Annotated in this window: 27 protein-coding genes; 11 read left to right on the top strand and 16 right to left on the bottom strand. The window is 74.8% G+C overall.

What is annotated here, in order from left to right; genetic code table 11:
* Window positions 1-61: 61 nt before the first annotated feature.
* Together LFA75_RS19740 and LFA75_RS19735 are read right to left on the bottom strand one after the other, a co-directional pair.
* Complete coding sequence (locus LFA75_RS19740) at window positions 62-1,057, bottom strand: M56 family metallopeptidase (protein ID WP_225235299.1); 996 nt, start codon at window positions 1,055-1,057, stop codon at window positions 62-64.
* 4 nt (window positions 1,058-1,061) lie between these two features.
* On the bottom strand, window positions 1,062-1,409 hold the full coding sequence (locus tag LFA75_RS19735) for a BlaI/MecI/CopY family transcriptional regulator (protein ID WP_225235298.1): 348 nt from the start codon (window positions 1,407-1,409) through the stop codon (window positions 1,062-1,064).
* 115 nt (window positions 1,410-1,524) lie between these two features.
* Between LFA75_RS19735 and LFA75_RS19730 the strand changes: the two genes are divergently transcribed.
* From LFA75_RS19730 to cydC, 3 genes are read left to right on the top strand one after another with little or no spacing between them, the layout of a single operon-like run.
* Window positions 1,525-3,093: a cytochrome ubiquinol oxidase subunit I gene (locus LFA75_RS19730; protein ID WP_225235297.1), complete on the top strand. Its 1,569-nt coding sequence runs from the start codon at window positions 1,525-1,527 to the stop codon at window positions 3,091-3,093.
* A 10-nt stretch (window positions 3,094-3,103) separates the two neighbouring features.
* The gene (gene cydB / locus LFA75_RS19725) at window positions 3,104-4,111 is read left to right on the top strand and encodes a cytochrome d ubiquinol oxidase subunit II (protein ID WP_225235296.1); all 1,008 of its coding nucleotides are present in this window, start codon (window positions 3,104-3,106) and stop codon (window positions 4,109-4,111) included.
* The gene (cydC, locus tag LFA75_RS19720; RefSeq protein ID WP_225235295.1) at window positions 4,108-7,428 is read left to right on the top strand and encodes a thiol reductant ABC exporter subunit CydC; all 3,321 of its coding nucleotides are present in this window, start codon (window positions 4,108-4,110) and stop codon (window positions 7,426-7,428) included. Before cydB ends, cydC begins: the two co-directional genes overlap by 4 nt.
* Before the next feature lie 60 nt (window positions 7,429-7,488).
* Here cydC and LFA75_RS19715 read toward each other — a convergent pair whose 3' ends face one another.
* On the bottom strand, window positions 7,489-7,971 hold the full coding sequence (locus LFA75_RS19715) for a hypothetical protein (RefSeq protein WP_225235294.1): 483 nt from the start codon (window positions 7,969-7,971) through the stop codon (window positions 7,489-7,491).
* Window positions 7,972-8,108: 137 nt separating this feature from the next.
* Between LFA75_RS19715 and LFA75_RS19710 the strand changes: the two genes are divergently transcribed.
* Together LFA75_RS19710 and LFA75_RS19705 are read left to right on the top strand one after the other, a co-directional pair.
* Window positions 8,109-8,654: a dihydrofolate reductase family protein gene (locus LFA75_RS19710; protein ID WP_225235293.1), complete on the top strand. Its 546-nt coding sequence runs from the start codon at window positions 8,109-8,111 to the stop codon at window positions 8,652-8,654.
* Between the two features lie 8 nt (window positions 8,655-8,662).
* Window positions 8,663-9,526 carry an NAD-dependent epimerase/dehydratase family protein gene (locus LFA75_RS19705; protein WP_225235292.1) on the top strand — a complete coding sequence of 288 codons (864 nt, stop codon included), beginning with the start codon at window positions 8,663-8,665 and terminating at the stop codon, window positions 9,524-9,526.
* Here LFA75_RS19705 and LFA75_RS19700 read toward each other — a convergent pair.
* Together LFA75_RS19700 and LFA75_RS19695 are read right to left on the bottom strand one after the other, a co-directional pair.
* On the bottom strand, window positions 9,523-10,143 hold the full coding sequence (locus LFA75_RS19700; RefSeq protein ID WP_225235291.1) for a hypothetical protein: 621 nt from the start codon (window positions 10,141-10,143) through the stop codon (window positions 9,523-9,525). The genes LFA75_RS19705 and LFA75_RS19700 overlap by 4 nt on opposite strands.
* A gap of 13 nt (window positions 10,144-10,156) precedes the next feature.
* Window positions 10,157-10,423: a helix-turn-helix domain-containing protein gene (locus LFA75_RS19695; protein ID WP_225235290.1), complete on the bottom strand. Its 267-nt coding sequence runs from the start codon at window positions 10,421-10,423 to the stop codon at window positions 10,157-10,159.
* 35 nt (window positions 10,424-10,458) lie between these two features.
* On the opposite strand from LFA75_RS19695, the gene map reads away from it, so the two are divergent.
* Entirely contained in the window at window positions 10,459-11,235 is a 777-nt protein-coding gene (gene map / locus LFA75_RS19690) for a type I methionyl aminopeptidase (RefSeq protein ID WP_225235289.1), read from the top strand.
* A gap of 147 nt (window positions 11,236-11,382) precedes the next feature.
* Complete coding sequence (locus LFA75_RS19685; protein ID WP_225235288.1) at window positions 11,383-11,718, top strand: hypothetical protein; 336 nt, start codon at window positions 11,383-11,385, stop codon at window positions 11,716-11,718.
* 62 nt (window positions 11,719-11,780) lie between these two features.
* On the opposite strand, the gene LFA75_RS19680 is transcribed toward LFA75_RS19685, so the two are convergent.
* Genes LFA75_RS19680 through LFA75_RS19665 form a run of 4 tightly spaced genes read right to left on the bottom strand, consistent with a single transcriptional unit; the run spans window position 11,781 to window position 13,556 of the window.
* On the bottom strand, window positions 11,781-12,296 hold the full coding sequence (locus LFA75_RS19680; protein WP_225235287.1) for a hypothetical protein: 516 nt from the start codon (window positions 12,294-12,296) through the stop codon (window positions 11,781-11,783).
* A gap of 17 nt (window positions 12,297-12,313) precedes the next feature.
* Entirely contained in the window at window positions 12,314-12,847 is a 534-nt protein-coding gene (locus LFA75_RS19675; RefSeq protein WP_225235286.1) for a dihydrofolate reductase family protein, read from the bottom strand.
* A gap of 52 nt (window positions 12,848-12,899) precedes the next feature.
* A complete protein-coding gene (locus LFA75_RS19670; RefSeq protein ID WP_225235285.1) occupies window positions 12,900-13,307 on the bottom strand; it encodes a hypothetical protein in 408 nt (135 codons plus the stop codon).
* A gap of 33 nt (window positions 13,308-13,340) precedes the next feature.
* Window positions 13,341-13,556 carry a hypothetical protein gene (locus LFA75_RS19665; protein WP_225235284.1) on the bottom strand — a complete coding sequence of 72 codons (216 nt, stop codon included), beginning with the start codon at window positions 13,554-13,556 and terminating at the stop codon, window positions 13,341-13,343.
* A 47-nt stretch (window positions 13,557-13,603) separates the two neighbouring features.
* Here LFA75_RS19665 and LFA75_RS19660 point away from each other — a divergent pair, with 47 nt between their 5' ends.
* Window positions 13,604-13,930: a hypothetical protein gene (locus tag LFA75_RS19660; RefSeq protein WP_225235283.1), complete on the top strand. Its 327-nt coding sequence runs from the start codon at window positions 13,604-13,606 to the stop codon at window positions 13,928-13,930.
* Here the strand turns inward: LFA75_RS19660 and eutC are convergent.
* From eutC to LFA75_RS19640, 4 genes are all read right to left on the bottom strand, one after another.
* Entirely contained in the window at window positions 13,890-14,618 is a 729-nt protein-coding gene (gene eutC / locus LFA75_RS19655) for an ethanolamine ammonia-lyase subunit EutC (protein WP_225235282.1), read from the bottom strand. The genes LFA75_RS19660 and eutC overlap by 41 nt on opposite strands.
* Window positions 14,615-16,027, bottom strand: a complete 1,413-nt coding sequence (locus LFA75_RS19650; protein WP_225235281.1) for an ethanolamine ammonia-lyase subunit EutB — start codon at window positions 16,025-16,027, stop codon at window positions 14,615-14,617. The genes eutC and LFA75_RS19650 overlap by 4 nt, the downstream gene beginning before the upstream one ends.
* Window positions 16,024-17,442 (bottom strand): ethanolamine permease, encoded by a 1,419-nt coding sequence (eat, locus tag LFA75_RS19645; protein WP_225235280.1) that lies wholly within the window; start codon window positions 17,440-17,442, stop codon window positions 16,024-16,026. Before eat ends, LFA75_RS19650 begins: the two co-directional genes overlap by 4 nt.
* Before the next feature lie 96 nt (window positions 17,443-17,538).
* Window positions 17,539-18,630, bottom strand: a complete 1,092-nt coding sequence (locus tag LFA75_RS19640) for a carboxylate-amine ligase (protein WP_225235279.1) — start codon at window positions 18,628-18,630, stop codon at window positions 17,539-17,541.
* Window positions 18,631-18,690: 60 nt separating this feature from the next.
* Here LFA75_RS19640 and LFA75_RS19635 point away from each other — a divergent pair, with 60 nt between their 5' ends.
* From LFA75_RS19635 to LFA75_RS19625, 3 genes are all read left to right on the top strand, one after another.
* On the top strand, window positions 18,691-19,950 hold the full coding sequence (locus tag LFA75_RS19635) for a M18 family aminopeptidase (protein WP_225235278.1): 1,260 nt from the start codon (window positions 18,691-18,693) through the stop codon (window positions 19,948-19,950).
* Window positions 19,951-19,995: 45 nt separating this feature from the next.
* Window positions 19,996-20,184 carry a YjzC family protein gene (locus LFA75_RS19630; RefSeq protein ID WP_225235277.1) on the top strand — a complete coding sequence of 63 codons (189 nt, stop codon included), beginning with the start codon at window positions 19,996-19,998 and terminating at the stop codon, window positions 20,182-20,184.
* Between the two features lie 87 nt (window positions 20,185-20,271).
* Entirely contained in the window at window positions 20,272-20,493 is a 222-nt protein-coding gene (locus LFA75_RS19625) for a hypothetical protein (protein ID WP_225235276.1), read from the top strand.
* Window positions 20,494-20,561: 68 nt separating this feature from the next.
* On the opposite strand, the gene LFA75_RS19620 is transcribed toward LFA75_RS19625, so the two are convergent.
* The 3 genes from LFA75_RS19620 to uvrA all read right to left on the bottom strand — a co-directional run bounded on the left by LFA75_RS19620 (window position 20,562) and on the right by uvrA (window position 24,333).
* On the bottom strand, window positions 20,562-20,744 hold the full coding sequence (locus LFA75_RS19620) for a DUF2795 domain-containing protein (protein WP_225235275.1): 183 nt from the start codon (window positions 20,742-20,744) through the stop codon (window positions 20,562-20,564).
* A gap of 30 nt (window positions 20,745-20,774) precedes the next feature.
* Window positions 20,775-21,791: an IS481 family transposase gene (locus tag LFA75_RS19615; protein WP_225235274.1), complete on the bottom strand. Its 1,017-nt coding sequence runs from the start codon at window positions 21,789-21,791 to the stop codon at window positions 20,775-20,777.
* Window positions 21,792-21,909: 118 nt separating this feature from the next.
* Window positions 21,910-24,333, bottom strand: a complete 2,424-nt coding sequence (gene uvrA / locus LFA75_RS19610; RefSeq protein WP_225235273.1) for an excinuclease ABC subunit UvrA — start codon at window positions 24,331-24,333, stop codon at window positions 21,910-21,912.
* Between the last annotated feature and the right edge of the window lie 47 nt (window positions 24,334-24,380).

The following is a 24,380-nucleotide window of genomic DNA, read 5'->3' as shown; positions in this document are numbered from 1 at the left end:
CACTTCGTACATTCATCATCTGCCTTGCTGTGTCTCTCCTGTCCTCCTTCTCGTTCTATTTTCATCTTTTTTTGTTTATTATCCCCGCCCCCCCCAAGTTCTCCACAAGGAGTTTCGTCGGCCGCTTCAGATGTTTATAAGAGCCAGCCAGGAGGGTGGGGCCGCCCCCCAGGGCGACCGCCGAGCCCACCGCCAGCGGGCGCGCCCACCGCGGGAGGGGCGCCGGCGGGTCCAGCAGCCGGGTGACCCGGGTGGTCAGCACTCCCCCGCCCGCCGCCAGCGCACCGCGGGGCGCCCCGCCGTCGGCGGCGGCGACGATGGCCTTGGCCAGGGTCCGCCGGGACGACGCACCGGCCAGGCTGCGCAGGGCGACGTCGTCGGCGCGCATCTCGACCAGGTCCCGGACGGCGTCGTGCGCGCGGTCGGCGGCCGGCAGCACCGGCAACGCCTCGCGCCAGGCGACGAAGGGCAGCAGCAGCAGGTGGTGCCGCTCGGCCAGGTGCGCCCGCTCGTGCGCCACCACGGCGGCCAGCTCGCCCGGCGCCAGCTCGGCGACCATCCCCGACGACAGCACCAGCAGCGGACGAGCGCCCGGGATGCAGAACGCCGCCGGCACCGGGGACTCCAGCACCCGCGCGTCCACGCCGGGCACCGGGTCGACCAGCAGCTCCAGCAGCGCCCGGTGCCGGGCCCGGGTCCGCGCGGTGCGCACCAGCGACAGCACCAGCACGCCGACCAGCTCCAGCGCGAGGACGGCGGCCAGCGTCTGGGCCACCCAGTGGTCCCCGCGCACCGGGTCGGCCGGCTGCGCGCCGGTGAACCAGTGCCGCAGCCACGCCCACCACGCCTCGGGCAGCGAGCCGCCCCACGGCGAGAGCCCGTGCACCAGCAGCGCGCCGATGATCGACAGACCCCCGGCCAGCCCGACCGCCTGCCAGCAGACCAGCGCCGCGAGCGGGTCACGCCGGGTCCACGCCGCCCGCCCGAGCACCACCGGCACCGGCCAGGCCAGCGCGAACGCCAGCAGGCCGAGCAGCAGGGCGCTCAGCGGCAGCACGGGGTCAGGGGTTGTCGGCGAGCAGGGCGCGCAGCATGTCGGCCTCGCCCGGGGACGCCGAGCCGATGAACCGGGCCAGCACGGCCTGCCGGTCGGCGGCCTGGCCGAGCACCTCGTGCATCAGGCCGGCGGCGTGCTCCTCGCGGGTGGCGCGGGCGGCGAACCGGCGCGGCCGGGCCTCGTCGTGGGCCACGAAGCCCTTGCCCTCCAGGCGGGTCAGCACCGTGTGCACGGTGGTCAGCGCCAGGCCCCGGTCGGCCAGCGCGTCGCGCAGCTCGGCCGCCGACACCGGGGCGGTGCGGGACCACAGCTGGTCCATCACCGCCCGCTCGAGCTCCCCCAGCGACTCCACGGACACCCCCTGTCGGTCAACTCACCCGTGTCTTTTCTACCGGATGTAGAAATTAGCTTCTACGTGGCGTAGAAAGAAGTGGACCGATCGTACGACAGGCAGAGAGGCCGCCGCGGTGGACGTGCTCGAGATCGCTCGTTGGCAGTTCGGCATCACGACCGTCTACCACTTCCTGATGGTCCCGCTGACCATCGGGCTGGGACTGCTGGTCGCCGTCATGCACACCATGTGGGTGCGCACCGGCAAGGCGGAGTGGCTGCGGATGACCCGGTTCTGGGGCCGCATCTACCTGATCAACTTCGTGCTCGGCGTGGCCACCGGACTGGTCCAGGAGTTCCAGTTCGGGCTGGCCTGGAGCTCCTACTCCCGCTTCGTCGGCGACGTCTTCGGCTCGGTGCTGGCCCTGGAGGCGCTGCTCGCGTTCTTCCTGGAGTCCACGTTCCTGGGGCTGTGGATCTTCGGCTGGGGCCGGATCCCGAAGAAGCTGCACCTGGCCGCCCTGTGGGCCGCCGTCGTCGGCTCGATCATCAGCGCGTACTTCATCATCGCGGCCAACTCCTGGATGCAGCACCCGGTCGGCGTCGTGCTGGACACCAGCAGCGGCGAGCCCCGGGCGCGGCAGGTCGACTTTCTCGCCGTCCTGACCAACAACACCGCACTGGCCGCCTTCAGCCACGCGATCGTGGCCTCGCTCATGGTCGCGGGCGGACTCCTGGTTGGCATCGGCCTGTGGCACCTGCGCAAGCGCTCGCTGGCCGGCCGCCCGACCACCGAGGTGGATCACCAGGTGTGGCGCCGGTCGGTGCGGGTCGGTGGCTACGTCTCGCTGGCCGCGTTCATGCTGGTCGCCCTCACCGGTGACTGGCAGGGCAAGCTCATGTTCCAGCAGCAGCCGCTGAAGATGAGCTCGGCCGAGGCACTGTGCACGACCGAGGCCCCGGCGTCGTTCTCGATCTTCGCCCTGTCGAAGCTGGGCAGCAACGAGTGCGACGACGTGCGTTCCTTCACCGTCCCCTACGTCTTGAGCTTCCTGGCCAACGGCGACTTCTCCTCCCCCGTCCCCGGGGTGAACGACCTGCAGGAGCAGTACGCCGAGGCCTACGGGGCGACCTACCCCGACGACCCGAGCTTCGGCGACAAGGCCGGCGAGCCGATCGACTACGCGCCGGTCCTGGCCGTCACCTACTGGGGCTTCCGGCTGATGATCGGGATGGGCGCGGTGTCCGCCGGCGTCGCGGCCTACGCGCTGTGGGCCACCCGCCGCGGCCGGGTGCCGACGTCGCGGATCGGCGTCTACGGCTCGCTGCTGGCCGTCGGTGCACCCTTCGTGGGCAACGCCGCGGGCTGGATCTTCACCGAGATGGGCCGCCAGCCCTTCGTCGTCTACCCGAACCCCGACGTGCCGCGGGCCGACCAAGTCTACTTCTTCACCGCCCAGGCGGTCTCCCCCGGCATCTCGGCCACCGAGGTCTGGACGTCGCTGATCTCCCTCGCCGTCCTCTACGGGGTGCTGGCGGTGGTCGAGTTCGGGCTGATCGTCCGGTTCGCCCGGCAGGGCGTGACGGACGGCGACACCACACCGACCCCGGGCATCGGCGGCGGCAGCACCCACCGGGACGACGACGACCCGCCACCGCGCGCCGACGACGACGCCAGCGACGACGTCCTCCAGTTCGCGTACTGAGGAGACAGACATGGACCTGCAGACCCTCTGGTTCGTCGCCGTCGCGGTGCTCTGGACCGGCTTCCTCCTGCTCGAGGGCTTCGACTTCGGCGTCGCGGCGCTGATCCCGGTGCTCGGCCGCAAGCCCGCGGACCGGCACCTGATGCTGCGCACCATCGGCCCGCTCTGGGACGGCAACGAGGTGTGGCTGGTGACCGCCGTCGGCGCCACGTTCGCCGCGTTCCCCGGCTGGTACGCCACCTGGCTGCCGGCGATGTACCTGCCGTTCGTGCTGGTGCTGGTCGGGCTGATCGTCCGGGCGGTGGCCTTCGAGTGGCGGCACTCCAGCCACGACGAGCGCTGGGACGCCGCCTGGACCCGGGTCATCACCACCGGCTCGTACATCGCCGCCGGCGGCCTGGGCGCCGCGCTCGGCGCCACCACGCTGGGCCTGCCGGTCGGCGAGGGCGGCGTCCGGGTGGGCGGGGCGTTCTCCGGCTGGTCGTGGCCGGCGCTGCTCGGCGCGGTCGCGGTGCTGGCGTACTCCGTCGTCCACGGTGCGGTGTTCCTGTCGCTGAAGACCGACGGCGACCTGCGGCACCGGGCCCGGGCGTTCGCGCTGCGCTGGGCGCCGCTGGCCGCGCTGCCGCTGCTGGCCTGGGCCGGCCTGGTGTGGCTGCGCTCCGGCGGGGTGGTCACGGCCGCGACGCTGGTGGTGGCCGTGGTCGCCGTCGTCGTCACCTGGGTGCGGCTGGCCGCCGGCCGCGAGGGCCAGGCGTTCACCGCCTGGGCCGTGGTGCTGCTGGCCTCGATGGCCACGGTGTTCGGCGCGGCCTTCCCCGTCGTGCTGCCCTCGACGATCGACCCGGCCTTCGACGTCCTGGTCTCGACCGCCTCGGTCAGCGACTACACGTTGACGGTCATGACCTGGGTCGCCGGCTTCGGCCTGCCGGTCGTGCTGGGCTACCAGGCCTGGACCTACTGGGTGTTCCGCAAGCGCCTCACCGCGGAGCCGGAGCACGTCGAGGCCGCAGCGTGAGCAGGGGCCCGCTCGCTCCCCTGGACGGCGTACCCGGGGTCACCGGCGCCGTCGTCCGGGCTGCGGTCGTCGCCCTGGTGCAGACGATCGGCCTGGTCGGGTTGGCCGCCGGGCTGGCGCACGGCATCGCCGCCGTGGTGGACGGCGCGTCCCCGCTGCCGGCCCTGGCGCTGGCCGCGGCCGGCGCGCTGCTGCGCGCCGGCGCCGGCACGGTGGGCGCCGTCCTGGCCGCCCGCGACGCCCGGCGCAGCGAGGACCAGCTCCGCGACGCCCTGCTCGACCGGCTGACCCGCTCGCCGGCCGCGGTCGAGGCCGGCGGCGGCACCGGTCCCGCCGCGGTGCTGGCCACCACCCGGCTGCACGACCTGGCCCCGGCGCTGGCCACCTACCTGCCGGCGTTCGCCCAGACCGTCGTCGTCCCGCCGGTGCTGCTGGTCGTGCTGGCCGGCACCGACCTGCTCTCGGCCGTGCTGGTCGCGCTCACGCTGCCGCTGGTGCCGGTCTTCATGGTGCTGGTCGGGAAGTACACCGCCGACCAGACCGCGGCCGCCGCCCGCGCGCTGGACCGGATCGCCGGCCATGTCGCCGAGCTGGTCCGCGGCCTGCCGGTGCTCACCGGCCTGGGCCGGGCCGCCGAGCAGACCGCCGCGCTGGCCCGCCTGGGCGAGGACCACCGTCGGACGACGACGGCCACGCTGCGGCTGGCCTTCCTGTCCGCCCTGGTGCTCGAGCTGATCGCCACGCTGTCGGTCGCCCTGGTCGCGGTGACCGTGGGCCTGCGGCTGGTCGAGGGCCACCTCGGGCTGGCCGTCGGGCTGACCGCGCTGCTGCTCGCCCCGGAGGCCTTCGCCCCGCTGCGGGCGCTGGGCTCGGCCTACCACGCCAACGCCGACGCCGGGCAGGCCGCAGCCGAGGCACGCGCCGTGCTCGCCGCGCCGGACGTCGCCATCCCGACCAGCACCCCCGCCGACGACCCGCGGGGCGCCCGCATCCTGCTGGACGGCCTGTCGGTCGCCCACCCCGGCCGGACGACGCCCGCGCTCGCGGCCACCTCGGCGACCCTGCAGCCCGGCGAGCTGGTCGCGCTGACCGGCGCCTCGGGCTCGGGCAAGTCCACCCTGCTGGCGGCGCTGGCCGGCACCCTCCCCACCTCGGCCGTGGTGACCGGCGCCGTCGCCGGGGTGCCCGGCCGGGTCGCCGTCGTGCCCCAGCACCCGCGCACGCTGGGCGACACGGTCGCCGACGAGCTCCGGCTGCACGCCGGCATCGACCCGGCCGACCCGCTGGACGCCGTCGTCGCCGAGGGCCTGGTGGTCGACGCGCTCGCCCGGGTCGGCGCGGGCGACCTGGCCGGACGGCGCTGCCGCACGTTGTCCCCCGGCGAGCTGCAGCGGGTGGCGCTGGCCCGGGCGCTGGTGCGGGTGCGTCGCGGTGCCGAGCTGCTGCTGCTCGACGAGCCCACCGCGCACCTGGACGACGCGGCCACCGCCCGGGTGTCCGCGGTGCTGGCCGACCTGCGCGGCACGGTGACCGTCCTGCTGGTGACCCACGACCCGGCGCTGGCCGCGCTGGCCGACCGCGAGCTGGTGCTGACCGCCGCGCCCTCCCCGGCCGCCGTCCCCGCCCGCCGCGGCGAGGGATCCGTTGCACCCCCTCAGCCGGCCGCGACGGGGGGCACGGGATCCCCTGCCGACTCCCCCGGGATCTCCTGGCCGCGGCGGGCGGTGGCCCGGGCGGTCGGCACCGGCACGCTGACCGCGCTGTCCGGGGTGGCGCTCACCGGGCTGTCGGGCTGGCTCGTGGTGCGGGCCGCGGAGATGCCGCCGGTGCTGACCCTGCTGGTGGCCATCGTCGGGGTCCGCGGGTTCGGCCTGCTGCGGGCGCTGGCCCGGTGGGCGGAACGGCTCACCGCACACGACGCCGCGCTGCGGCTGGCCGCCGACGCCCGGGTGCAGGTCTGGCGGGCACTGGCCCGGCAGGGCGTGGCCGCCGAGCGCACCCCCGGGTCCGCCCTGGGCCGGGTGGTCGGCGACGTCGGGCTGCTCCAGGACCTGTCGGTCCGCGTGCTCACCCCGCCCGCCGTGGCCGCGGCGACCGTGCTGGTCGGCTGCGGCGTGCTGGCGCTGCTCTCCCCGGTCGCCGCCGCGGGCGTGCTCGCGGTGCTGCTGGCCGTGGCCGCCGTCGTCGCCGCGCTGCACCGCCGGGTGGACGCCGACGCCGCGCGCACCGAGACCGCGCTGCGCGTCGAGGCACTGACCGAGACCGGCACGCTGCTGGAGGGGGCCGTCGACCTGCGCGCGCACGGGTTGGCCGGCGCGGCCGCCGACCGGGTGCAGGCCCTCGCCGCGGCGCAGCGGACGGCGTCCGCCGGTGCCGTGCGCAGCCAGGCGTGGGCCGACGGCGCGGTCTCCCTGGGCACCAGCCTGGCCGCGGTGGTCGCCGCCGCGCTGGCCTGGGCGTCCGGGGTGTCCGGCCCGGTGCTGGCGGTGCTCGCGCTGGCGCCGCTGGCCCTGGCCGAGCCGCTGACCGGCTGGGTCGGGTCACTGCAACGACGCGGTGCCTGGGACGACGTCCGGCGCCGGCTCGATGACGTCCTCACCGCCCCGGTCGCGGCCGACCCGGTGCACCCGCAGGACGTACCGGTCCCCGTGGACCGGCTGGCCGCCAAGGGCCTGGTCGCCGGCTGGCCGGGTGGCCCCGACGTCCTCCGCGGCGTGGCGCTGACCGCCGACCGGCAGGGCTGGCTGGTCGTCCGCGGTCCCTCGGGGGTCGGCAAGTCGACCCTGCTCGCCGTGCTGATGGCGGCGCTGCGGCCGCGGGCGGGCGACTACGCGGTGGCCGGGGTGCCGGCCGAGGCGCTCACCGGGGACGACCTGCGCGCGGCGATGGCCTGGCTGCCGCAGGAGGCGCACGTGTTCGCCTCCACGATCCGGGCCAACCTGGCGCTGGCCGGACCGCGCGGCGCGGTCGACGAGGACGCGATGCTGGCGGCGCTCACCGCCTGCGGCCTCGGCCCGCTGGTGGCCGGGCTGCCGGACGGGCTGGACACCCCGGTCGGCTCGGGCGGGACGGCGTTGTCCGGCGGGGAGCGGCGCCGGCTCGCGGCGGCGCGGGCGCTGCTGGCCGACCGGGACGTGGTGCTGCTGGACGAGCCGACCGCGCACCTGGACCGGCCCACGGCGGACGCCCTGGTCAGGGACCTGCGGACGGCGCTGACCGGCCGCGTCGTGGTCTGCGTGACGCACGACGACCGGATCGGCAGGCCCGACGACACGACCCTCACCCTCGAGTCGAGGGCAAGGGTCGCGGTCGGGTGAACCGCCGGCACCGGGGGTGGGGGGCACCCCGGTGCCGGCGGGGTCGGTGGGCCGGGCGGGTCAGCGCGTCCCGGCGTAGTGGATGACGGCGTTCGGGCCGCGGTGCCGGGCGGCGTCCAGGCACAGGACGGCGCGGCGCTCGACCTCGTGGGCGGTCAGGCTCTCCTCGAGGGTGGCGACGCCGGCGCAGGCGTGCAGGCCGGTGATCGCACCGGTGACGACGCCGGTCAGCCGCGCGGCGACGGCGTCCGCGGCGGCGGCACCGCCGTTGACCACGACGGCGAACTCGGTGTGGTCCTCGCGGGCCAGCCAGTCGTCGTCGCGCAGCGCACCGGCCAGCAGCGCGGTGACGGTGGTGAGGGCACCGGAGGCCAGCGGCCAGCCGGTGTCCTTGCGGAGCAGGCCGACGACGACGAGGCACGCCGGGTGCTCGGTCACCGTGCCGAGGCGGTCCTCGAGACGGTGGTGCAGGGCGGTCGGGCCGGGCAGCAGCGCGGCGTCGAGGGACGTCTCCGTGCCGGCGGGGGCGAGCAGCGAGGTCATGTCCCCTTGTTCGGCACCCGCCCGGGATAGGTGGTGCCCAACCGACCTGGTCTCCCCCGTCGGGGTGGGGAGGCCGGCCCGCTGCGCATGGTCCGGCGAGGACCGGGAACTGTCGGAGGTCCGTGCCAGGGTCGAGCATGGCTTTCACCGGACACGTCTTCCTCGGCATGAGCGTCGACGGCTTCATCGCCCGTCCCGACGACGACCTGGGCTGGCTGGAGTCCCGCGGCGCCGAGGCCGGCGACGCCGGGTTCACCCCGTTCGTCGCCTCGGTGGACGCGCTGCTCATGGGCCGGGGCACCTACCGGGTGATCGCTCCGCACGCGGAGTGGCCCTACCAGGGCAAGCCGGTGCACGTGGTCAGCTCCACCCTCGACCCGGCCGCCGACCCCCGGATCACCGTGCACCGCACGCTCGACGAGGCGGTCGCGGCGCTGGACGCCGCCGGGTACGCCCGGGTCTACCTCGACGGCGGGGCCACGGTCCGCCAGCTGCTGGCCCGTGGCCGGGTGCAGACGCTCACCCTGTCCCGGGTGCCGGTGCTGATCGGCGAGGGGTTCAGCCTGTTCGGCCCGCTGCCGGCCGACGTCCCGCTCGAGCACGTGTCCACCGAGGTCCTGGGCGGCGGGATGGTGCAGACCACCTACCGGGTCGGGGAATCGTCCCGGCCTGCAACGACTTGAGGCCGGACATGGACGTCTTCCTCACCGGTGGTACCGGACTCGTCGGCTCCTCCGTGCTCGCGGCCCTGCTGGCCGACGGGCACACCGTGCGGGCGCTGGCCCGCAGCGACTCCTCAGCGGCGACCGTCGAGGCCGCCGGCGCCACCGCGGTCCGCGGTGGGCTGACCGACGCCGACCTGCTGGCCCGCGAGGCCGCGGCCGCCGACGGGGTCATCCACACCGCCTCCCCGGGCGACGCCACCAGCGCCGACGTCGACGCGGCGTTCCTCGACGCCGTCCTCGGCGCGCTGTCGGGCAGCGGCAAGCCCTACGTGCACACCGGCGGCGTCTGGGTGCACGGCGCGGGCACCGTCGACGAGGACACCCCCCGCGACGCCCCCGAGCTCACCGCCTGGCGCCAGCCGCTGGACGAGCGGGTGACCTCCGGCCGCGACGGCGTGCGCGGCATCCTGGTCGAGCCCGGCATCGTCTACGCGGTGCAGGACGGGCAGGTCGCCGGCATCATCGCCGCGGCGCTCGGCGGACCCACCGACGACGACGGCGCGGTCCTGCTGCCCGGCAGCGGCGAGCAGCACTGGACCACCGTGCACGCCGCCGACCTGGGCCGGCTGTACTCCCTCGCGCTCGCGCACGGCGCGGCCGGCAGCACCTTCCTGGGCGTCAACGGCCACAACCCGACGGTCGCCGAGATCGCCGCGGCGGCCGGGGTGCGGGCCGTCGGCACCTCCGACGCCGACACGACCGAGCGGCTGGGTGCCTTCGGCGGCGCGCTGCTGCTCGACCAGCAGGCCACCGGCGACAAGGCCCGACGCGAGCTCGGTTGGACCCCCGTCGAGGCCACCCTCACCGAGACCCTGGCCTCGCTCAGCTAGCGGCTGGGCACGTCCACGGCGACCTCCGGCCCGAGCTGGCCACCGACCAGCTCGAGCCGGTCGCCGGACCAGAAGCTGCCGGGGTCGTAGGAGTTCAGCGGCCGGTCGTCGGGCAGCAGGCCCATCGCGGTGTAGGTGGCGGCGACCAGCTCGGCGCAGAACACCGTCTCGGCGTTGGTCCGCCGGTCGACCAGGCCGTTGGCGAACCCCCGGACCAGCCCGCGGGTGGTCGGGAAGGGTCGGCCGTCCAGCCGCGCGATCGTCGTCAGGACTGCGTCCTCCATGGCGGGGGTGAGGCCGCCGTCCGGGGCCGGTCCGACGAGCTGGCGCAGCCAGGCGCGCTGGCCGTACTTCTGCCGCCAGACGGAGACCGCGTCGCGCAGGTCGTGCAGCTGGACGCCGCGTTGGTGGGTGCCGGTCCAGGCGTCGGGCAGCGAGCGGCCGAGCTCGGCGTGCCAGAGCAGCGGCGGCAGGTCCTCGAGCACCACGGCCATGCCGACGTGGTTGACCGGCGCGTTGGTCAGCGTCTGGATGGCCCGGTCGGCGACCGAGGCGCCCCGGAACAGCCACACGTCGCCGGTACGGGTGAGGTCCACGGCGGCATCGAGCGTCAGCACCGGGCCAACCTAGTCAGGAGGCCAGCGACGCGTCCGCCGGTCGGTTGGCCCTGGCCCAGATCTCGTCCAGCGACAGGTCGAGCACCCCGGCGATCGCGGCGATGGTGGAGAAGGCGGGCGTGGCCACCCGGCCGGACTCGATCTTGCGCAGCGTCTCGGGCGAGACACCCGCGGCGAGCGCGGTGTCCAGCATGGGCCGGTCGCCGCGGGCCCGGCGCAGCACCGCGCCCAGCCGACGTCCGCGCTCGATCTCGTCGGGGGTGAGCGGCAACCTGACCATGACCGGGATACTAGTACCGGGATAACATGGCCAGCGTGATCGAGATCCTCTCCCCCACCCAGGTCGCCCGCGCCCGGGACACCGGCGCGCTGGTCGCCGACATCCTGCAGTCGCTGCGCGAGCGCAGCACCGTCGGCACGAACCTGCTGGAGATCGACCAGTGGGCGAAGGAGATCATGCTCGGCGCCGGGGCCACCTCCTGCTACGTGGACTACGCGCCGTCCTTCGGCCGGGGGCCGTTCGGCCACTACATCTGCACCTCGGTCAACGACGGCGTGCTGCACGGCCTGCCGCACGACTACGCCCTGGCCGACGGCGACCTGCTGAGCCTGGACCTGGCCGTGATCCTCGGCGGGGTGGCCGCGGACTCCGCGATCAGCTTCGTCGTGGGCGAGAGCCGCCCGGCCGAGAGCATCCGGCTGATCGAGACCACCGAGCGGGCGCTGGCCACCGCGATCGCCACCGCCGGGCCCGGGGTCAAGCTGGGCGACATCTCCGCGGCCATCGGCGGCGTGCTGACCGGGGCCGGCTACCCGGTGAACACCGAGTTCGGCGGGCACGGCATCGGCACGACGATGCACCAGGACCCGCACGTGCCCAACGACGGCCGGGCCGGCCGCGGCTACAAGCTGCGCCCGGGCCTGATGCTGGCGCTGGAGCCGTGGGTCATGGTCGACACCGACGAGCTGGTCACCGACGACGACGGCTGGACGCTGCGCAGCGCTACCGGCTGCCGCACCGCGCACAGCGAGCACACCGTCGTGGTGACCGAGGACGGCGTCGACGTCCTCACCCTGCCCTCCCGCCGCTGAGCCGCCCGGCCGAGCTGCTGCAGCCTGGGTCAACCCACCCTGGCGCCCCTCCGTCGAGGCCACACCCTGGTGGGAGGGACGCTCCGGCGGGTTGACCCAGGCTGCAGCCGAGGAGAGGGCCGGGCCGCGACCGCTACCGTGCCCGTCATGCGTCTGGCCACGGTGGGGAAGCTGCTCGGGGTCGCCGGCATCGCGGGGGTGGCGGCCACCGGTGTCGTGCTGGCCCGGGACGAGCGGGAGCGCCGCGCCTACACCCCGGACGACGTCCGAGTCCGGCTGCACGCCCGGGCGGACGCCGTGGCCTCCCAGCCGGCACCCGGCGAGGGCTCGCTCGAGGTCGTGCCCGAGCCCACCACCCGCCGCGGCCGGCTCGCCCAGCGCGCCAGCTGGCAGCGGCGGCGCTTCGTGGACCCGGTCGCCACGGCCGTCGGCAACCAGGTCGCCCGGCTGCGGCGCCGGTCGTCTGGCAGCGGCGCGAGCTGACCCGGCGCCCGCCGAGCGACAGCTGAGCGGGCGCCGGGACGACGCCCGTGCCCCCTCAGGTGTCACTCGCCGAGGTCGCGGGCCCGGGCGGCAGCGAAGGACCAGGACGCCGGCAGGTCCCACTCGCCGTCCCACTCCTCCCACTGCTCGTCGGTGAGGTCCAGCTCGCGCTCCTCCTCGCCGACCACGGTGCCGCGGACGAACCAGGCCGTGCTGGCGTACTCGCTCTCGCAGGTGGTCACCGCGTGCACCACCACGTCGGGGTGGGCGGCGGTCAGCGCCTGCAGCGCGGCGTAGGGCGGCGCGTAGGCGGTGGCCAGCCGGTAGACGAGCCGGTCGGGGCCGGCCTCCTCCAGGGTCGCGTCGGTCTCGGGCCGGGCGGTGCCCCACATCTCGACGGCGCGCTCCCGGTCCCAGGCATCCAGGTCCATGCCGGAGGGGACGACGGCCTCCAGCGAGAACGCCGACGCGGGTGCCCGCCGGGAGGCTCCCCGCGGAGCCACCTGCGCCTGCACCCGGGCGAGCGCCGCCGGGTCGGCCGACCAGACCGTCACCGTCGACAGCGCGTTGTTGGCCACCCCGGCAGCGTGCCAGCTCAGGCCGGTCGCAGGTCCACCAGCAGGTGCCCGGTCGGCGTCCGCGCGGTGCGCAGGGTCTCCATGGCGATCGCCGGCAGACCCTCGAGCAGCCGCCGGCCGCGGCCGGCGATGTTCGGCGAGATGATCAGCCGCAGCTCGTCGACCAGGCCGGCGGCCAGCAGCGCCTGGGTGACCGAGATGCTGGCGTGCACGCCGATGTCGCCGCCGGGCTGCTGCCGCAGGTCGCGGACAAGAGTCACCAGGTCGCCCTCGATGACCGTGCTGCCTGGCCAGTGGATGGTCAGCGGTGTCGAGGTGGCCACGTACTTGGTGACGCCGTTGATGAAGGTCGCGAACGGCTCGATGTCGCTGCCCGGCCAGTACCCGGCCCACTCGTCGTGGCTGCGCCGGCCCAGGACCACAGCGTCCTGGGTCCCGATGACCGCGGCCAGGTTGTCGTCCATGACGCTGTCCCAGCCGGTGATGAACTCGTCCGGCGCCTCGGCGACGCCGTCCAGGGACACCAGTTCGTACGCGACCACCCGGCGCATCGCTCCTCCTCCGTGTTCGTCCTGCCCCTCCGACCGCGCGCGGCGCGGGGACTCATCGGCCGAGGTCCAGCCAGGCGCCGAAGGGGTCGTTGGCCCGGTTGCCGTCGCGGTCGTCGGGGACGGGCACCACCTCGCGCGCGGTGGCCGGGACGGTCACGCCGAACCGGCCGGTCAGCCAGCTGCCGAACGCGGCGGGTGCCACCCAGCCCCCGGCGGGGCCGTCCTCGGCGTAGGCCTGGGCGGGCCCGACCTCGTGGTGCTCGGGCCAGCACAGCTCGTCGTAGCCGATGGCCAGCAGCCGCAGGAAGTCCACCGGGTCCGCGGTGATCACGCCCGACCAGATCGACCCGGACCCCGAGCCCAGGTGGATGAACTGCTGCCGGCCGGCGTCGTCGACCCAGATCCCGGCCTCGGACCCGTCGGCGCCGGTCGCCACGAAGGCGGCCAGCCGGCCGGTCACCCGGGGGTCGTCGGAGGCCAGCCACCAGTGCCCCTAGTCGCCCGGCACCGGGTGGAACGCGGCGCCGCCCGCGCCCACCGACGACTCCCGCTCGGCCGGGGACAGCAGCGTCGCCACCGGCCCGGTCCGGGTCTGCAGCACGTGGCCGTGCTCGTCCAGCCAGTCCAGCGCCTCGGCGAGCGGGGCAGGGAGGGTGATCCCGGCCGGGAACGACGCCTGCACGGCCTGGGTGAACTGTCCGGTCCCCATGCCGGTCGAACCTGCCACGCGGCGGACCGACCCGCCATGATCAGCCGGTGACCCGCGACGACCTGCCGCGCCTGGAGTTCTGGCCCGAGCACGGCGCCGGCCCGCTCTGGGACACCGACGGTCGCCCGGCGACCGGGGACCACCTGCGGCTCCCGCCCGAGCTGGTCGACCGGCTCGAGGCGTTCACCGCGGCCTGCGCGGAGGAGCGGTTGCCGATCGACGGTGACGGCGACCCGGACTACCTGGCGCTCGGCGCGCACCTCCTGGCCGACGTGCGCGTGGCCCTGGCCGGTCGGTTCGTCGTGGTCGTCACCGAGACCTGGTGGGCGGCGGTCAGCCCGCCCCCGGGGGCAGGGCCATCCCCTCGTCCTTGAGGACGACGCCGCTGGCCCCCAGCTCACGGGAGGCCAGCAGCAGCCCGGCGAGGGTGTCGGCGGCCTGCGCGTAGCCCAGCCCGTGCGGGGGCCGGACGTTGGAGATGCAGTTGCGCTCGCTGTCGGCCCGGCCGGTCCGCGGGCCGAAGGTCAGGTAGAGCCCGAGGCTGTCGGCGCTCGACAGCCCGGGCCGCTCACCGATGAGGACGACGACGATCCGCGCCCCGAGCGCCTCGCCCACCGGGTCGCCGAGCGCCACCCGGGCCTGGGTGGCCACCACCAGCGGCGCCACCGACCAGCCGGCCAGCCGCTCCAGCACCGCGGCCACCGTGCCGGCTGCATGCTCCTCGACCGCCCGCGGCGAGAGCCCGTCCGCGACCACCAGCGCGAGGTCGTGCTCACCGCCGGGCAGCTCGGTGCCCTCGGCCAGCCGGCGGCCGAGGTCGGGTCGCTGCAGGTAGGTCGCCCGGTCCGGCGCCGCCGAGGCCACGGCGAGGACGTCGAGGCCGGTCGCGGCCAGGTCGGAGGTCACGCGGGCGACGTCCAGCGGTGAGTGGACGGCGTCCCGGGCGGCGGCGTGCGCCGCCCGGAACTCCAGCAGCCGCCCGGTCGGCAACCCGTCGCCGGCCCGGCCGAGGGCCACCCGGGCGCGGGTGGCGCTCCGCAGCACGTCGAAGGCGTCGGTCACCGCGCGGCCGCCAGGAGGGCGCGGGCCTGGGGTGCGTCGGCGGTCAGCTCCCGGACCCGGCCGGCGTCGTCCACCAGGTCCATCTTCTGCAGCCAGGCCTCGAACTCCGGCGCCGGCCGCAGGTCCAGCACCTGGCGGGCGGTGAGCACGTCCTGGAAGGAGAGCGACTGGTAGTGCAGCATCACGTCGTCCGACCCCGGGACGGCGATGACGAACGAGCAGCCGGCGGCCCCGAGCAGCAACGTCAAGGTGTCGGTGTCGTCGGGGTCGACGTCGGTGTGGTTGGTGTAGCAGACGTCCACGCCCATCGGCAGGCCCAGCAGCTTGCCGCAGAAGTGGTCCTCCAGCCCGGCCCGGATCACCTGCTTGGCGTCGTAGAGGTACTCCGGCCCGATGAACCCGACGACGGTGTTGACCAGCAGCGGGTCGTAGTGCCGGGCCACCCCGTACGCCCGGCACTCCAGCGTCTGCTGGTCCACCGGCGCCCCGCCCACGCCCAGGTGCGCGCCGGCCGACAGCGCGGACCCCTGGCCGGTCTCGAAGTAGGTGACGTTGTTCCCGACCGTGCCGCGCTTGAGCTCCAGCGCCGCCGTCCGGGCCTCGGTGAGCAGGTCGAGGGTGACGCCGAAGCCCTCGTTGCCGCCCTGGGTGCCGGCCACCGACTGGAACACCAGGTCGACCGGGGCGCCCTGCTCCAGCGCCCGCAGCGTCGTCGTCACGTGGGCCAGCACGCAGGACTGCGTGGGGATCTCGTAGCGGCTGATCACCGCGTCGATGAGCTCCAGCAGCGCGATGGTCTGCGCCGGGGAGTCCGTGGCCGGGTTGATCCCGATGACGGCGTCCCCGCTGCCGTGCAGCAACCCGTCCAGCAGCGAGGCGGTGACCCCGACCGCGTCGTCGGTGGGGTGGTTCGGCTGCAGCCGCGACGCCAGCCGACCCGGCAGCCCGATGGTCGACCGCAGCCCGGTGACCACCCGCGCCCGCCGGCCGACGGCGACCAGGTCGGCGTTGCGCATCAGCTTGGAGACCGCGGCCACCATCTCCGGGGTGAGCCCGCGAGCCAGCCCGGAGATCGCGGTCTCGTCGGCGGCCGCGGCCCGGGCCAGCAGCCAGTCCCGGAACTCCCCGACCGTGTGCGAACGGACCGGCGCCAGGGCCTCGGCGTCCAGGGTGTCCAGGACGAGCCGGGTGACGTCGTCCTCCTCGTAGCCGACGACCTGCTCGTCGAGGAACGTGGTGAGCGGCAGGTCGGCGAGCACCGTCTGGGCGGCGACCCGCTCGGCCTCCGAGGTCGCCGCGCAGCCGGCGAGCACGTCGCCCGACCGCGCCGGGGTGGCCTTGGCCATGACCTCGACCAGGGAGGGGAACTCGTAGGTGTGGCCGGCCAGCGTCGCCCGGCGTGCCGTCATCGGACGTCGTCCGCGGCTGCGGCGAGTGCCGCGAACTCCTCCTCCGGCGCCGAGGCGACCAGGTGGTGCCGGCTGTAGAAGGCGAAGTAGGCCATGAACAGGCCGAACGCGACCAGGGTCAGGCCGGCGGCCAGCGGGTCGACCAGGAAGGTGGCCAGCACGGCGAGGACGGCGAGCACCAGGGCTACCCACGTCGTGGCGGTGCCGCCCGGCGTCCGGTAGGGACGCTCCAGGTCGGGCTCGCGGCGGCGCAGCACGATGTGGCTGGCCATCATCAGCACGTAGGACACGGCCGCGCCGAACACCGCCATGTTGAGCAGGGTCGCGCCCTGGCCGGTGAGGGTGAGCAAGAAGCCGACGATGCCCGGCACGATCAGCGCCAGCACCGGGGCCTTGCGGTTGTTGGTCACCGACAGCGACTTGGGCAGGTAGCCGGCGCGGGAGAGGGCGAAGGTCTGCCGGCTGTAGGCGTAGACGATGGAGAAGAAGCTGGCGACCAGGCCGACCAGGCCCATGTAGTTCACGACCGTCTGCAGGGTGCCCGGCTGCAGCCCGTCGACCGGCGGGTTGGCCGACTCGCTGATCAGCTGCGCTCCCCCGGCGCCGGTGGTGAAGACCAGCATGAGGATCGCCAGGGTGGCCAGCACGGCCATGGCGGCGACGATGCCCTTGGGCATCGAGCGGGCCGGGTCCTTGGCCTCCTCGGCGGCCAGCGGGACGCACTCGACGGCGAGGAAGAACCAGATGCCGAACGGGAACGCGGCCCAGATGCCGAGCAGGCCGAACGGCAGCCAGTCCGAGGCGCCGGCGGCGTCGGTGGGCACGATGTCGGTGAGGTTGGCGGCGTCGAAGTTCGGGATCGCGCCGACCAGGAACAGCACCAGGCCGACGACGGCGACCGCGGCGATGGCCATCATGACCTTGAGCGCCTCGCCGACGCCCATGAGGTGGATGCCGATGAAGATCGCGTAGACGGCGAGGTAGACCCACCAGCCGTCGGTGATGCCGAACAGGCCGAGGGACTCCACGTAGCCGCCGATGAAGGTGGCGATCGCGGCCGGGGCGATGGCGTACTCCAGCAGGACGGCGACGCCGGTGGCGTAGCCGCCCCAGGGTCCCAGCGCACGCCGGGCGAAGGTGTAGCCACCGCCGGCGGTCGGCAGCGCCGAGCCCAGCTCGGCCAGCCCGAAGACCATGGCGGCGTACATGATCCCCATCAGGACCGTGGCGATCAGCAGTCCGCCGAACCCGCCCTCGGCCAGGCCGAAGTTCCAGCCGGCGTAGTCGCCGGAGATGACGGCGGCGACGCCGAGGCCGGCCAGCAGCGTCCAGCCGGCGGTGCCGCCGCGCAGCTGGCGCTTGGCCAGGTAGTCGCTGGTCCCGGTCTCGGGTGGGGCGGTGGGTTCAGCGGTCACAGCAGGCCTCCGGGGTCGGGTGGCGCTCACTGTGGCCCTGCTGTGTTGCGGGGGCAATGCCGCCGCGTTCCGAGTGCTCGTTCCCGGGGGGACGTGTCAGACCGCGGTGCCGCCCACGTACAGCAGGTCCCGGACGACAGCACCGGGGTCGCCGGTGCGGGCCATCACCCGGCGCTGCCGGACGGCGGAGGTGCCGCGGGTCAGCAGCTGGGCGGTCAGCGCGCGGACCTCCTCGAGCTCGCCGCGGGAGTCCAGGTCGTCGGCCAGGAGGTCGACCAGCCCGTGCACCGCGTCGGCGGCGGGGACGAGCAGCCCGGTCACCGGGTCGACCAGCTCGCCGGACAGCCCGGCGCGGGCGGCCTTCCAGCGGGCGGCGCGCAGCACCTCGGGGCGGATGGCGGGCGCCGGCGTCTCGTCCCGGGCCAGCACGGAGACCAGCGACCGGCACAGCGCGGCGTGCAGGACGACGTCGTCCAGGTCCGTGCAGACGTCGCCCATCCGGAACTCGACGGTGGGCACGTGGGTGGAGGGCCGCAGGTCCCAGTACAGCTGGGAGCCGTCGGGGACCATGCCGGTGCCGACCAGCGCGGCGACGACGGCGCGGTAGCCGGCGGCGTCCCCCATCGGCTCGGGCGGGCCGGAGACCGGCCACCGCGACCACCAGACGGTGCGCCAGGAGGAGTAGCCGGTGTCGGCGCCGGCGTGGAACGGGGAGCTGCCGGTCATCGCCATGAGCAGCGGGAGGTACGGGCGGGCGCGGTCCATGACGTGGACGGCGGTGTCCAGGTCGTCGACGCCGACGTGCACGTGGGTGCCGCAGATGTCCTGCCCGGTGGCCAGGCCGGCCCAGCGCTGCACCATCACGCGGTAGCGCGGGGCGTCGGTGAGGACCAGCTCGGCGAGCAGCGCGGAGGGGTGGGTGGAGGCGGCCAGCACGGTCAGCCCGGCGGTCTGCGCGGCGGCGACGGCCTCCTTGCGCGTCTGCAGGAGCGCGGTGCGGACCCCGTCGAGGGTGGTGAGGACGCCGGTCGCAGTCTCGAGCTGGGTCTGGCTGATCTCGGGCTGGACGTGCTGACCGGCCTGCCCGAGGACGGCGGCGTCGGCCACCGCCGGGCTCGCCACCAGGGCCCCGGTCGCGGGGTCGACGAGGTGGAACTCCTCCTCGACGCCGAGGGTGGTTGCGGTCATGCGGGGAGCTCCGTCGGTAGGGCGGGGGTGGCCCGGGAACGGTACGGGAGACTGCTGCGCATGGATCTGACCCTCGGTGACGACCTCCGCGCGTTCGTCGACGCCTCGCCCTCCCCCTCGCACGCGGCGGCGGAGATCGCCCGGCGCCTGGTCGCCGGCGGGTTCCGCGAGCTGGCCGAGACGGACGTCTGGGACCTGTCCCCCGGTGACGCCGTGTTCACGGTCCGCGGCGCCAGCGTGGTGGCCGTGCGGGTGGGCTCGGAGCCGGTGCCCGAGGCGGGGCTGCGGATCATCGGCGCGCACACCGACTCCCCCACGTTCAAGGTGCGCCCGCGCTTCGACGTGCGGCAGGCCGGCTACCGGCTGGTCGGGGTGGAGCCCTACGGCGGCGGGCTGTGGCACACCTGGCTGGACCGTGAGCTGACGGTCGCCGGCCGGCTCGCGCTCCGCGGTGGGACGACGGTGCTCGCGAAGCTGCCCGGTGCACCGCTGCGGCTGCCGTCGCTGGCGATCCACCTGGACCGCTCGGTGCGGGAGGGCCTGACCCTGGACCCGCAGCGCCACCTGCAGCCGGTGTGGGGCTCGGACCTGGGCACGGAGCCGGGCCTGCTGCAGGCGCTGGCGGCCGAGGCCGGCGTCTCCGCGGCCGACGTGGTGGGCCACGACCTGGTGTTGGCCGACACCCAGCCGGCCGCACGCGCGGGGGCGGACGGCAGCTGGATCGCCGCCCCCCGGCTGGACGACCTGGCCTGCTGCCACTCCGGGCTGCTAGCGCTGCTGGGTGCCGACGGCGCCCGGCACACCCAGGTGCTGGTCTGCAACGACCACGAGGAGGTCGGCTCCGGGTCGGCGTCCGGCGCGCGGGGGTCGTTCCTGGAGGACGTCATCAGCCGGCTGGCCGGGTCGGAGCCGCAGGCCTTCGCCCGGACGATCGCGGCGTCGACGCTGGTCAGCGCGGACATGGCGCACGCGGTGCACCCGACCCGGTACGACCGGCACGAGCCCGCGCACCAGCCGCTGATGGGCGGCGGACCGGTGCTGAAGCTGAACGCCAACCAGGCCTACGCGACGGACGCGGTGTCGGGTGGGTGGTTCACCGAGCGCTGCGAGGCGGCCGGGGTGCCGGTGCAGCACTTCGTCACCCGCGCCGACCTGCCCTGCGGCTCCACCATCGGCCCGCTGACCGCCACCCGGCTCGGCCTGTCGACGGTGGACGTCGGGGCGCCGCAGCTGGCCATGCACTCGGCCCGCGAGCTCGCCTCCGCCGCCGACGTCCCGCTCATGGTGTCGGCCTTCGCGAGCTGCCTGCAGGAGCGGTGAGTCCGGCGGTGGGTGCCGCGCCCGCGACCCGGGTACCCGGTCTGGATGGCAGCCGACCAGCAGACCTTCCACCCCGGCCAGATCGTGCCCCGCAGCGGCATCTACCGCTGCACCGAGGGGCACGGCGACCACTCCTACGAGTCCACCGACGTCAAGGGGCACCGCTTCCCGCCGCTGCCCGACGGGTGCCGGGGCGAGGGCTGGGTGCTCGAACGGGCCGCCGGCCAGCACTGAGCCCCGCCCACATCCCGTGCGTCCCCGCTCAGGTCGACGGGTACGGATCCGGGACGCCTGGACCGTCCAGGCCTGAGGGGAGACACCGTGACCCAGCCCGACGATCTCGAGACCCACGGAACCGGGGAGGCGGCCCAGCGCATCGGGCAGGCCCCCACGACGACGGACGTGACCGACCCCGAACGGTCGTCCCGCAACACCGCAGCAGGCACCGGTTCAGACCCCGGCGAGGGCCGGGTGCACCCCGACGCCGACGAGGGGGTCGACCCCTCGGCGAGCATCGAGCCGCACAACGAGGGCCTGGCGTGAGCCGACGCAGCTGACGGCAGGGCGTCGGCGCCGCCTCCGACCGGGGGCGGCGCCGGCGCCCGGCCGTCTCAGTCGAAGACGGCTTTGCTCACGGCCGCGGGAGTGTCGTACTCCCGGTCGTCGATGCCCTTCAGGGCCTCCATCACCTCCTCGGTGCCGCCGTTGCCCTGCGCGTGTTGGACGACCTGGTCCTTCGTCGCGGGGTAGTCCATGCCACCGAGGGCCTTCTGGATGTCGATGGGGCTGACCATGCCGAACCGGTACCCGGTCGTCCGAGCGCGCTAGATGTTGCTCGTCATGACGTTGGTGACGCCGGCGTGGAGGCGTGAGGCGGGTGGTCGGTTCCCGGCGGCGGTGTGTGGTCGGTGGTAGTTGTAGTGCACGGTCCAGACCGCGATCGCCTGGGCTCGTTGGGCTTCGGATGTCCAGGTGCGGGCGTAGAGCAGCTCCTCGGCCAGGATCCGCTGGTAGCGCTCGACCTTGCCGTTGTGCTTGGGCGTGAACGGCCGGGTCCGCTGGTGGCGGCTGGCGTCGAACAGTGACCTGGTGAACGCCCCGGCGCGGTAGCAGGACCCGTTGTCGGTGATGACCCGGGTGATGCGGCCGATGCCGTGGGCGCGGAAGAACGCGCGGGCGCGGGCGAAGAACGCGATGGCGGTCTTGGCGGTCTCGTTGGCCAGGGGTTCGGTGTAGGCCAGTCGGGAGAACCCGTCGATGGCCGAGTGCAGGTAGACGTAGCCGGCCTTCTGGCCGGTCTTGGCCGCGGCGGTCTTGGCGCGTGCGGCGGCGCGGTCACCGTCGCTGCCGCGGCCGTGGGCGCGCCATCCGCCGCCGTCGGGGATGCGGCCGACCTTCTTCACATCGACGTGGATCATGTGCCCGGGGTAGCGGGCGGTGATCTTGCCTGGGGCGCGGTTGTTGTCCCCGTCGGGGTCCAGGAAGCGGCGGCGGTTGATGCCCAGTCGGGCCAGCCACCGTCCGACGGTGGCGGCGCTGATGTCCACACCGTCGCCGTTGAGCTCGGCGGTGATCAACCGCGCGGACCACTTCTTCTCCCGCCGCAGCGCCTCGATGCGGGCTACCACCTCGCCTTCGGTCTGGGTGGGGCTGGCGTGCGGGGCGCTGGAGCGGTCCAGCAGCCCGACCTCGCCAAGGGCGTCGTAGCGGTTCTTCCACTTGGACAGGCACTGCCGGGACACACCGGCCTCAGCAGCGATGTGCGCGATCGGACGGGTAGCGCACCGGTCGATCAACCGCAGCCGGCCAGCAGGGGTCAAGGGCGCGTTAGCGTGGGACAAGACGGGTCTCCGGGTCGGTCAGGACGTGTGGTCAGCGCTTCACATCCTGCCGCCGGGGACCCGTCCTACGTCCCGGCCCCTACCGCCCCGCTGTCAACAACCTCATGCACCGCAACAGCTAGACCTCGACTGCACGTGTCCGACCAGCGAGGAAGCGCGCGGTGGTGCTGTCCGCCCCGGCCACCTGCTCGGGCGTCCCCGCCGCGACGACGCGACCGCCGGCGTCGCCACCACCGGGCCCCAGGTCCAGCACCCAGTCCGCCTGCGCGACGACGTCCATGTCGTGCTCGACCAGCACCACCGTGTTGCCCGCGTCCACCAACGACTGCAGCTGCCGCATCAGCACCTCGACGTCGGCCGGGTGCAGGCCGCTCGTCGGCTCGTCGAGCACGTACAGCGTGTGCCCGCGCCGGGCCCGCTGCAGCTCGCTCGCCAGCTTCACCCGCTGCGCCTCCCCGCCGGAGAGCTCCGTCGCCGGCTGGCCCAGCCGCAGGTAGCCCAGCCCCACCTCCGACAGCGCGGTCAGGCTGCGCGCGGCGGCGGGCACCTCGGCGAAGACCTCCTGCGCCGTCTCGACCGTCAGGTCCAGCACCTCGGCGATCGTCCGGCCGTCCAGCGTGACCTCGAGGGTCTCGGCGTTGTACCGGGCGCCGCGGCAGGTCGGGCAGGGCGCGTAGGTGCCGGGCAGGAACAGCAGCTCGACGGTCACCGCGCCCTCCCCTTGGCAGGTCGGGCAGCGGCCCTCGGCGACGTTGAACGAGAACCGGCCGGCCGACCAGCCGCGGGCCCGTGCCTCGTCGGTGGCGGCGAACAGCTTGCGGACGACGTCGAACAGGCCCGTGTAGGTCGCCAGGTTCGACCGCGGCGTCCGGCCGATCGGTTTCTGGTCCACCCGCACCAGCCGGTCGATCTGCTCCAGCCCGCGCGCCCCGACACCCCCGACGTCGAGCACCTCGTGCTCCTCCTCGTCCGGAGGGGTGCCGAGGTGCTGGGCCACCACGTCGGCCAGCACCTGGCTGACCAGCGTCGACTTGCCCGACCCGCTCACCCCGGTGACCGCGGTCAGCACGCCCAGCGGCAGCACCAGCTCGACGTCGCGCAGGTTGTGCCGGGTGATCCCGGTCAGCACCAGCTCCCCCGACGACGAGCGCCGCTGACGGGCCACGGGCGGCCGGTCGACCAGGAACCGGCGGGTCACCGACTCCTCCACCTCGGCCAGACCGGCGACCGGCCCGCTGAAGAGCACCCGCCCGCCGTGCACGCCGGCGTGCGGACCGACGTCCACGACCCAGTCCGCCCGCCGGGCCAGCGCCATGTCGTGCTCGATGACCAGCAACGAGTTGCCGGCGGCGGTCAGCTGGTCCAGCACCGTCAGCAGCTGCTCGGTGTCCGCGGGGTGCAGCCCGGCCGACGGCTCGTCCAGCACGTAGACCACGCCGAACAGGCCCGAGCGCAGCTGGGTGGCGATCCGCAGCCGCTGCAGCTCCCCCGGCGACAGCGTCGGCGTCGTCCGGTCCAGGCTGAGGTAGCCCAGCCCCAGGTCGGTGAGCACCGCCATCCGGGCGACCAGGTCGGCGACGATGCCGCGACCCACCTCCGGCAGCTCCGCGGCCTCCAGCACCGGCACCAGCTCGGTCATCGGCAGCGCGGTGAGCTCGGCGATGTCCCGCCCGGCCACCGTGACGGCGAGGGACTCCGGCCGCAGCCGGCCGCCGCCGCACACCGGGCACGGCCGCGTGGTCACGTACTGCATCACCCGGCGGCGCAGCGTCGGGCTCTTCGTCGCCGCCAGCGTGTGCATCACGTACGCCCGGGCGCCCTGGTACCGGCCGACGTAGTCGCGCTGGATCTGACCCGGCCCGCGCACCGGGTGCACGGTCACCTCGGGCTGCTCGTCGGTGAACAGGATCCAGTCCCGCTCCTGCGCCGGGATGTCCCGCCACGGCCGGTCGATGTCGTGGCCGAGCTCGGTGAGGATGTCGCGCAGGTTCTTGCCGTGCCAGGCACCCGGCCACGCGGCGACCGCGCCGTCCCGGATGCTCAGCGACGGGTCCGGCACCAGCGTCTGCTCGGTGACCTCGTGCACCGAGCCGAGCCCCGAGCACTCCGGGCAGGCGCCGGCCGCGGTGTTCGGCGAGAACGCGTCGGAGTCCAGCCGCGGCGCACCCGGCGGGTAGGTCCCGGCCCGGGACAGCAGCATCCGCAGCGAGTTGGACAGCGTCGTCACCGTGCCCACCGTCGAGCGGCTGCTCGGCGTCCCCCGGCTCTGCTGCAGCGCCACCGCCGGCGGCAGCCCGGTGATCTCCTCGACCGCCGGCGCCCCGACCTGCTGGATCAGCCGCCGCGCGTAGGGCGCCACCGACTCGAAGTACCGGCGCTGCGCCTCGGCGTAGATGGTGCCGAACGCCAGCGACGACTTGCCCGACCCGCTCACGCCGGTGAACACGACCAGGGAGTCCCGCGGGACGGCGACGTCCACGTCCTGCAGGTTGTGCTCGCGGGCCCGGCGGACGCGGATGAAGGGGTCACGGTCGTCGGCCACCGGTCCAGGCTGCCCTGCCGGTGTCGGGCCTCGTCGCGCGGGGAGAC

The sequence above is a fragment of the Klenkia terrae genome, assembly GCF_900491935.1.
Taxonomy (GTDB): Bacteria; Actinomycetota; Actinomycetes; order Mycobacteriales; family Geodermatophilaceae; genus Klenkia; species Klenkia terrae.
The sequence above is the reverse complement of the archived record's forward strand: the minus strand, read 5'-3'. Positions and strand labels throughout refer to the sequence as shown.

Bases quoted from the DNA above. Each gene is read 5' to 3' on its own strand.
- cydB (WP_225235296.1), top strand. From the start codon at position 3,104: ATGGACCTGCAGACCCTCTGGTTCGTCGCCGTCGCGGTGCTCTGGACC.
- LFA75_RS19715 (WP_225235294.1), bottom strand. From the start codon at position 7,971: ATGACCTCGCTGCTCGCCCCCGCCGGCACGGAGACGTCCCTCGACGCC.
- LFA75_RS19710 (WP_225235293.1), top strand. From the start codon at position 8,109: ATGGCTTTCACCGGACACGTCTTCCTCGGCATGAGCGTCGACGGCTTC.
- LFA75_RS19705 (WP_225235292.1), top strand. From the start codon at position 8,663: ATGGACGTCTTCCTCACCGGTGGTACCGGACTCGTCGGCTCCTCCGTG.
- LFA75_RS19695 (WP_225235290.1), bottom strand. From the start codon at position 10,423: ATGGTCAGGTTGCCGCTCACCCCCGACGAGATCGAGCGCGGACGTCGG.
- LFA75_RS19685 (WP_225235288.1), top strand. From the start codon at position 11,383: ATGCGTCTGGCCACGGTGGGGAAGCTGCTCGGGGTCGCCGGCATCGCG.
- LFA75_RS19675 (WP_225235286.1), bottom strand. From the start codon at position 12,847: ATGCGCCGGGTGGTCGCGTACGAACTGGTGTCCCTGGACGGCGTCGCC.
- LFA75_RS19665 (WP_225235284.1), bottom strand. From the start codon at position 13,556: ATGGGGACCGGACAGTTCACCCAGGCCGTGCAGGCGTCGTTCCCGGCC.
- LFA75_RS19650 (WP_225235281.1), bottom strand. From the start codon at position 16,027: ATGACGGCACGCCGGGCGACGCTGGCCGGCCACACCTACGAGTTCCCC.
- LFA75_RS19640 (WP_225235279.1), bottom strand. From the start codon at position 18,630: ATGACCGCAACCACCCTCGGCGTCGAGGAGGAGTTCCACCTCGTCGAC.
- LFA75_RS19635 (WP_225235278.1), top strand. From the start codon at position 18,691: ATGGATCTGACCCTCGGTGACGACCTCCGCGCGTTCGTCGACGCCTCG.
- LFA75_RS19630 (WP_225235277.1), top strand. From the start codon at position 19,996: ATGGCAGCCGACCAGCAGACCTTCCACCCCGGCCAGATCGTGCCCCGC.
- LFA75_RS19620 (WP_225235275.1), bottom strand. From the start codon at position 20,744: ATGGTCAGCCCCATCGACATCCAGAAGGCCCTCGGTGGCATGGACTAC.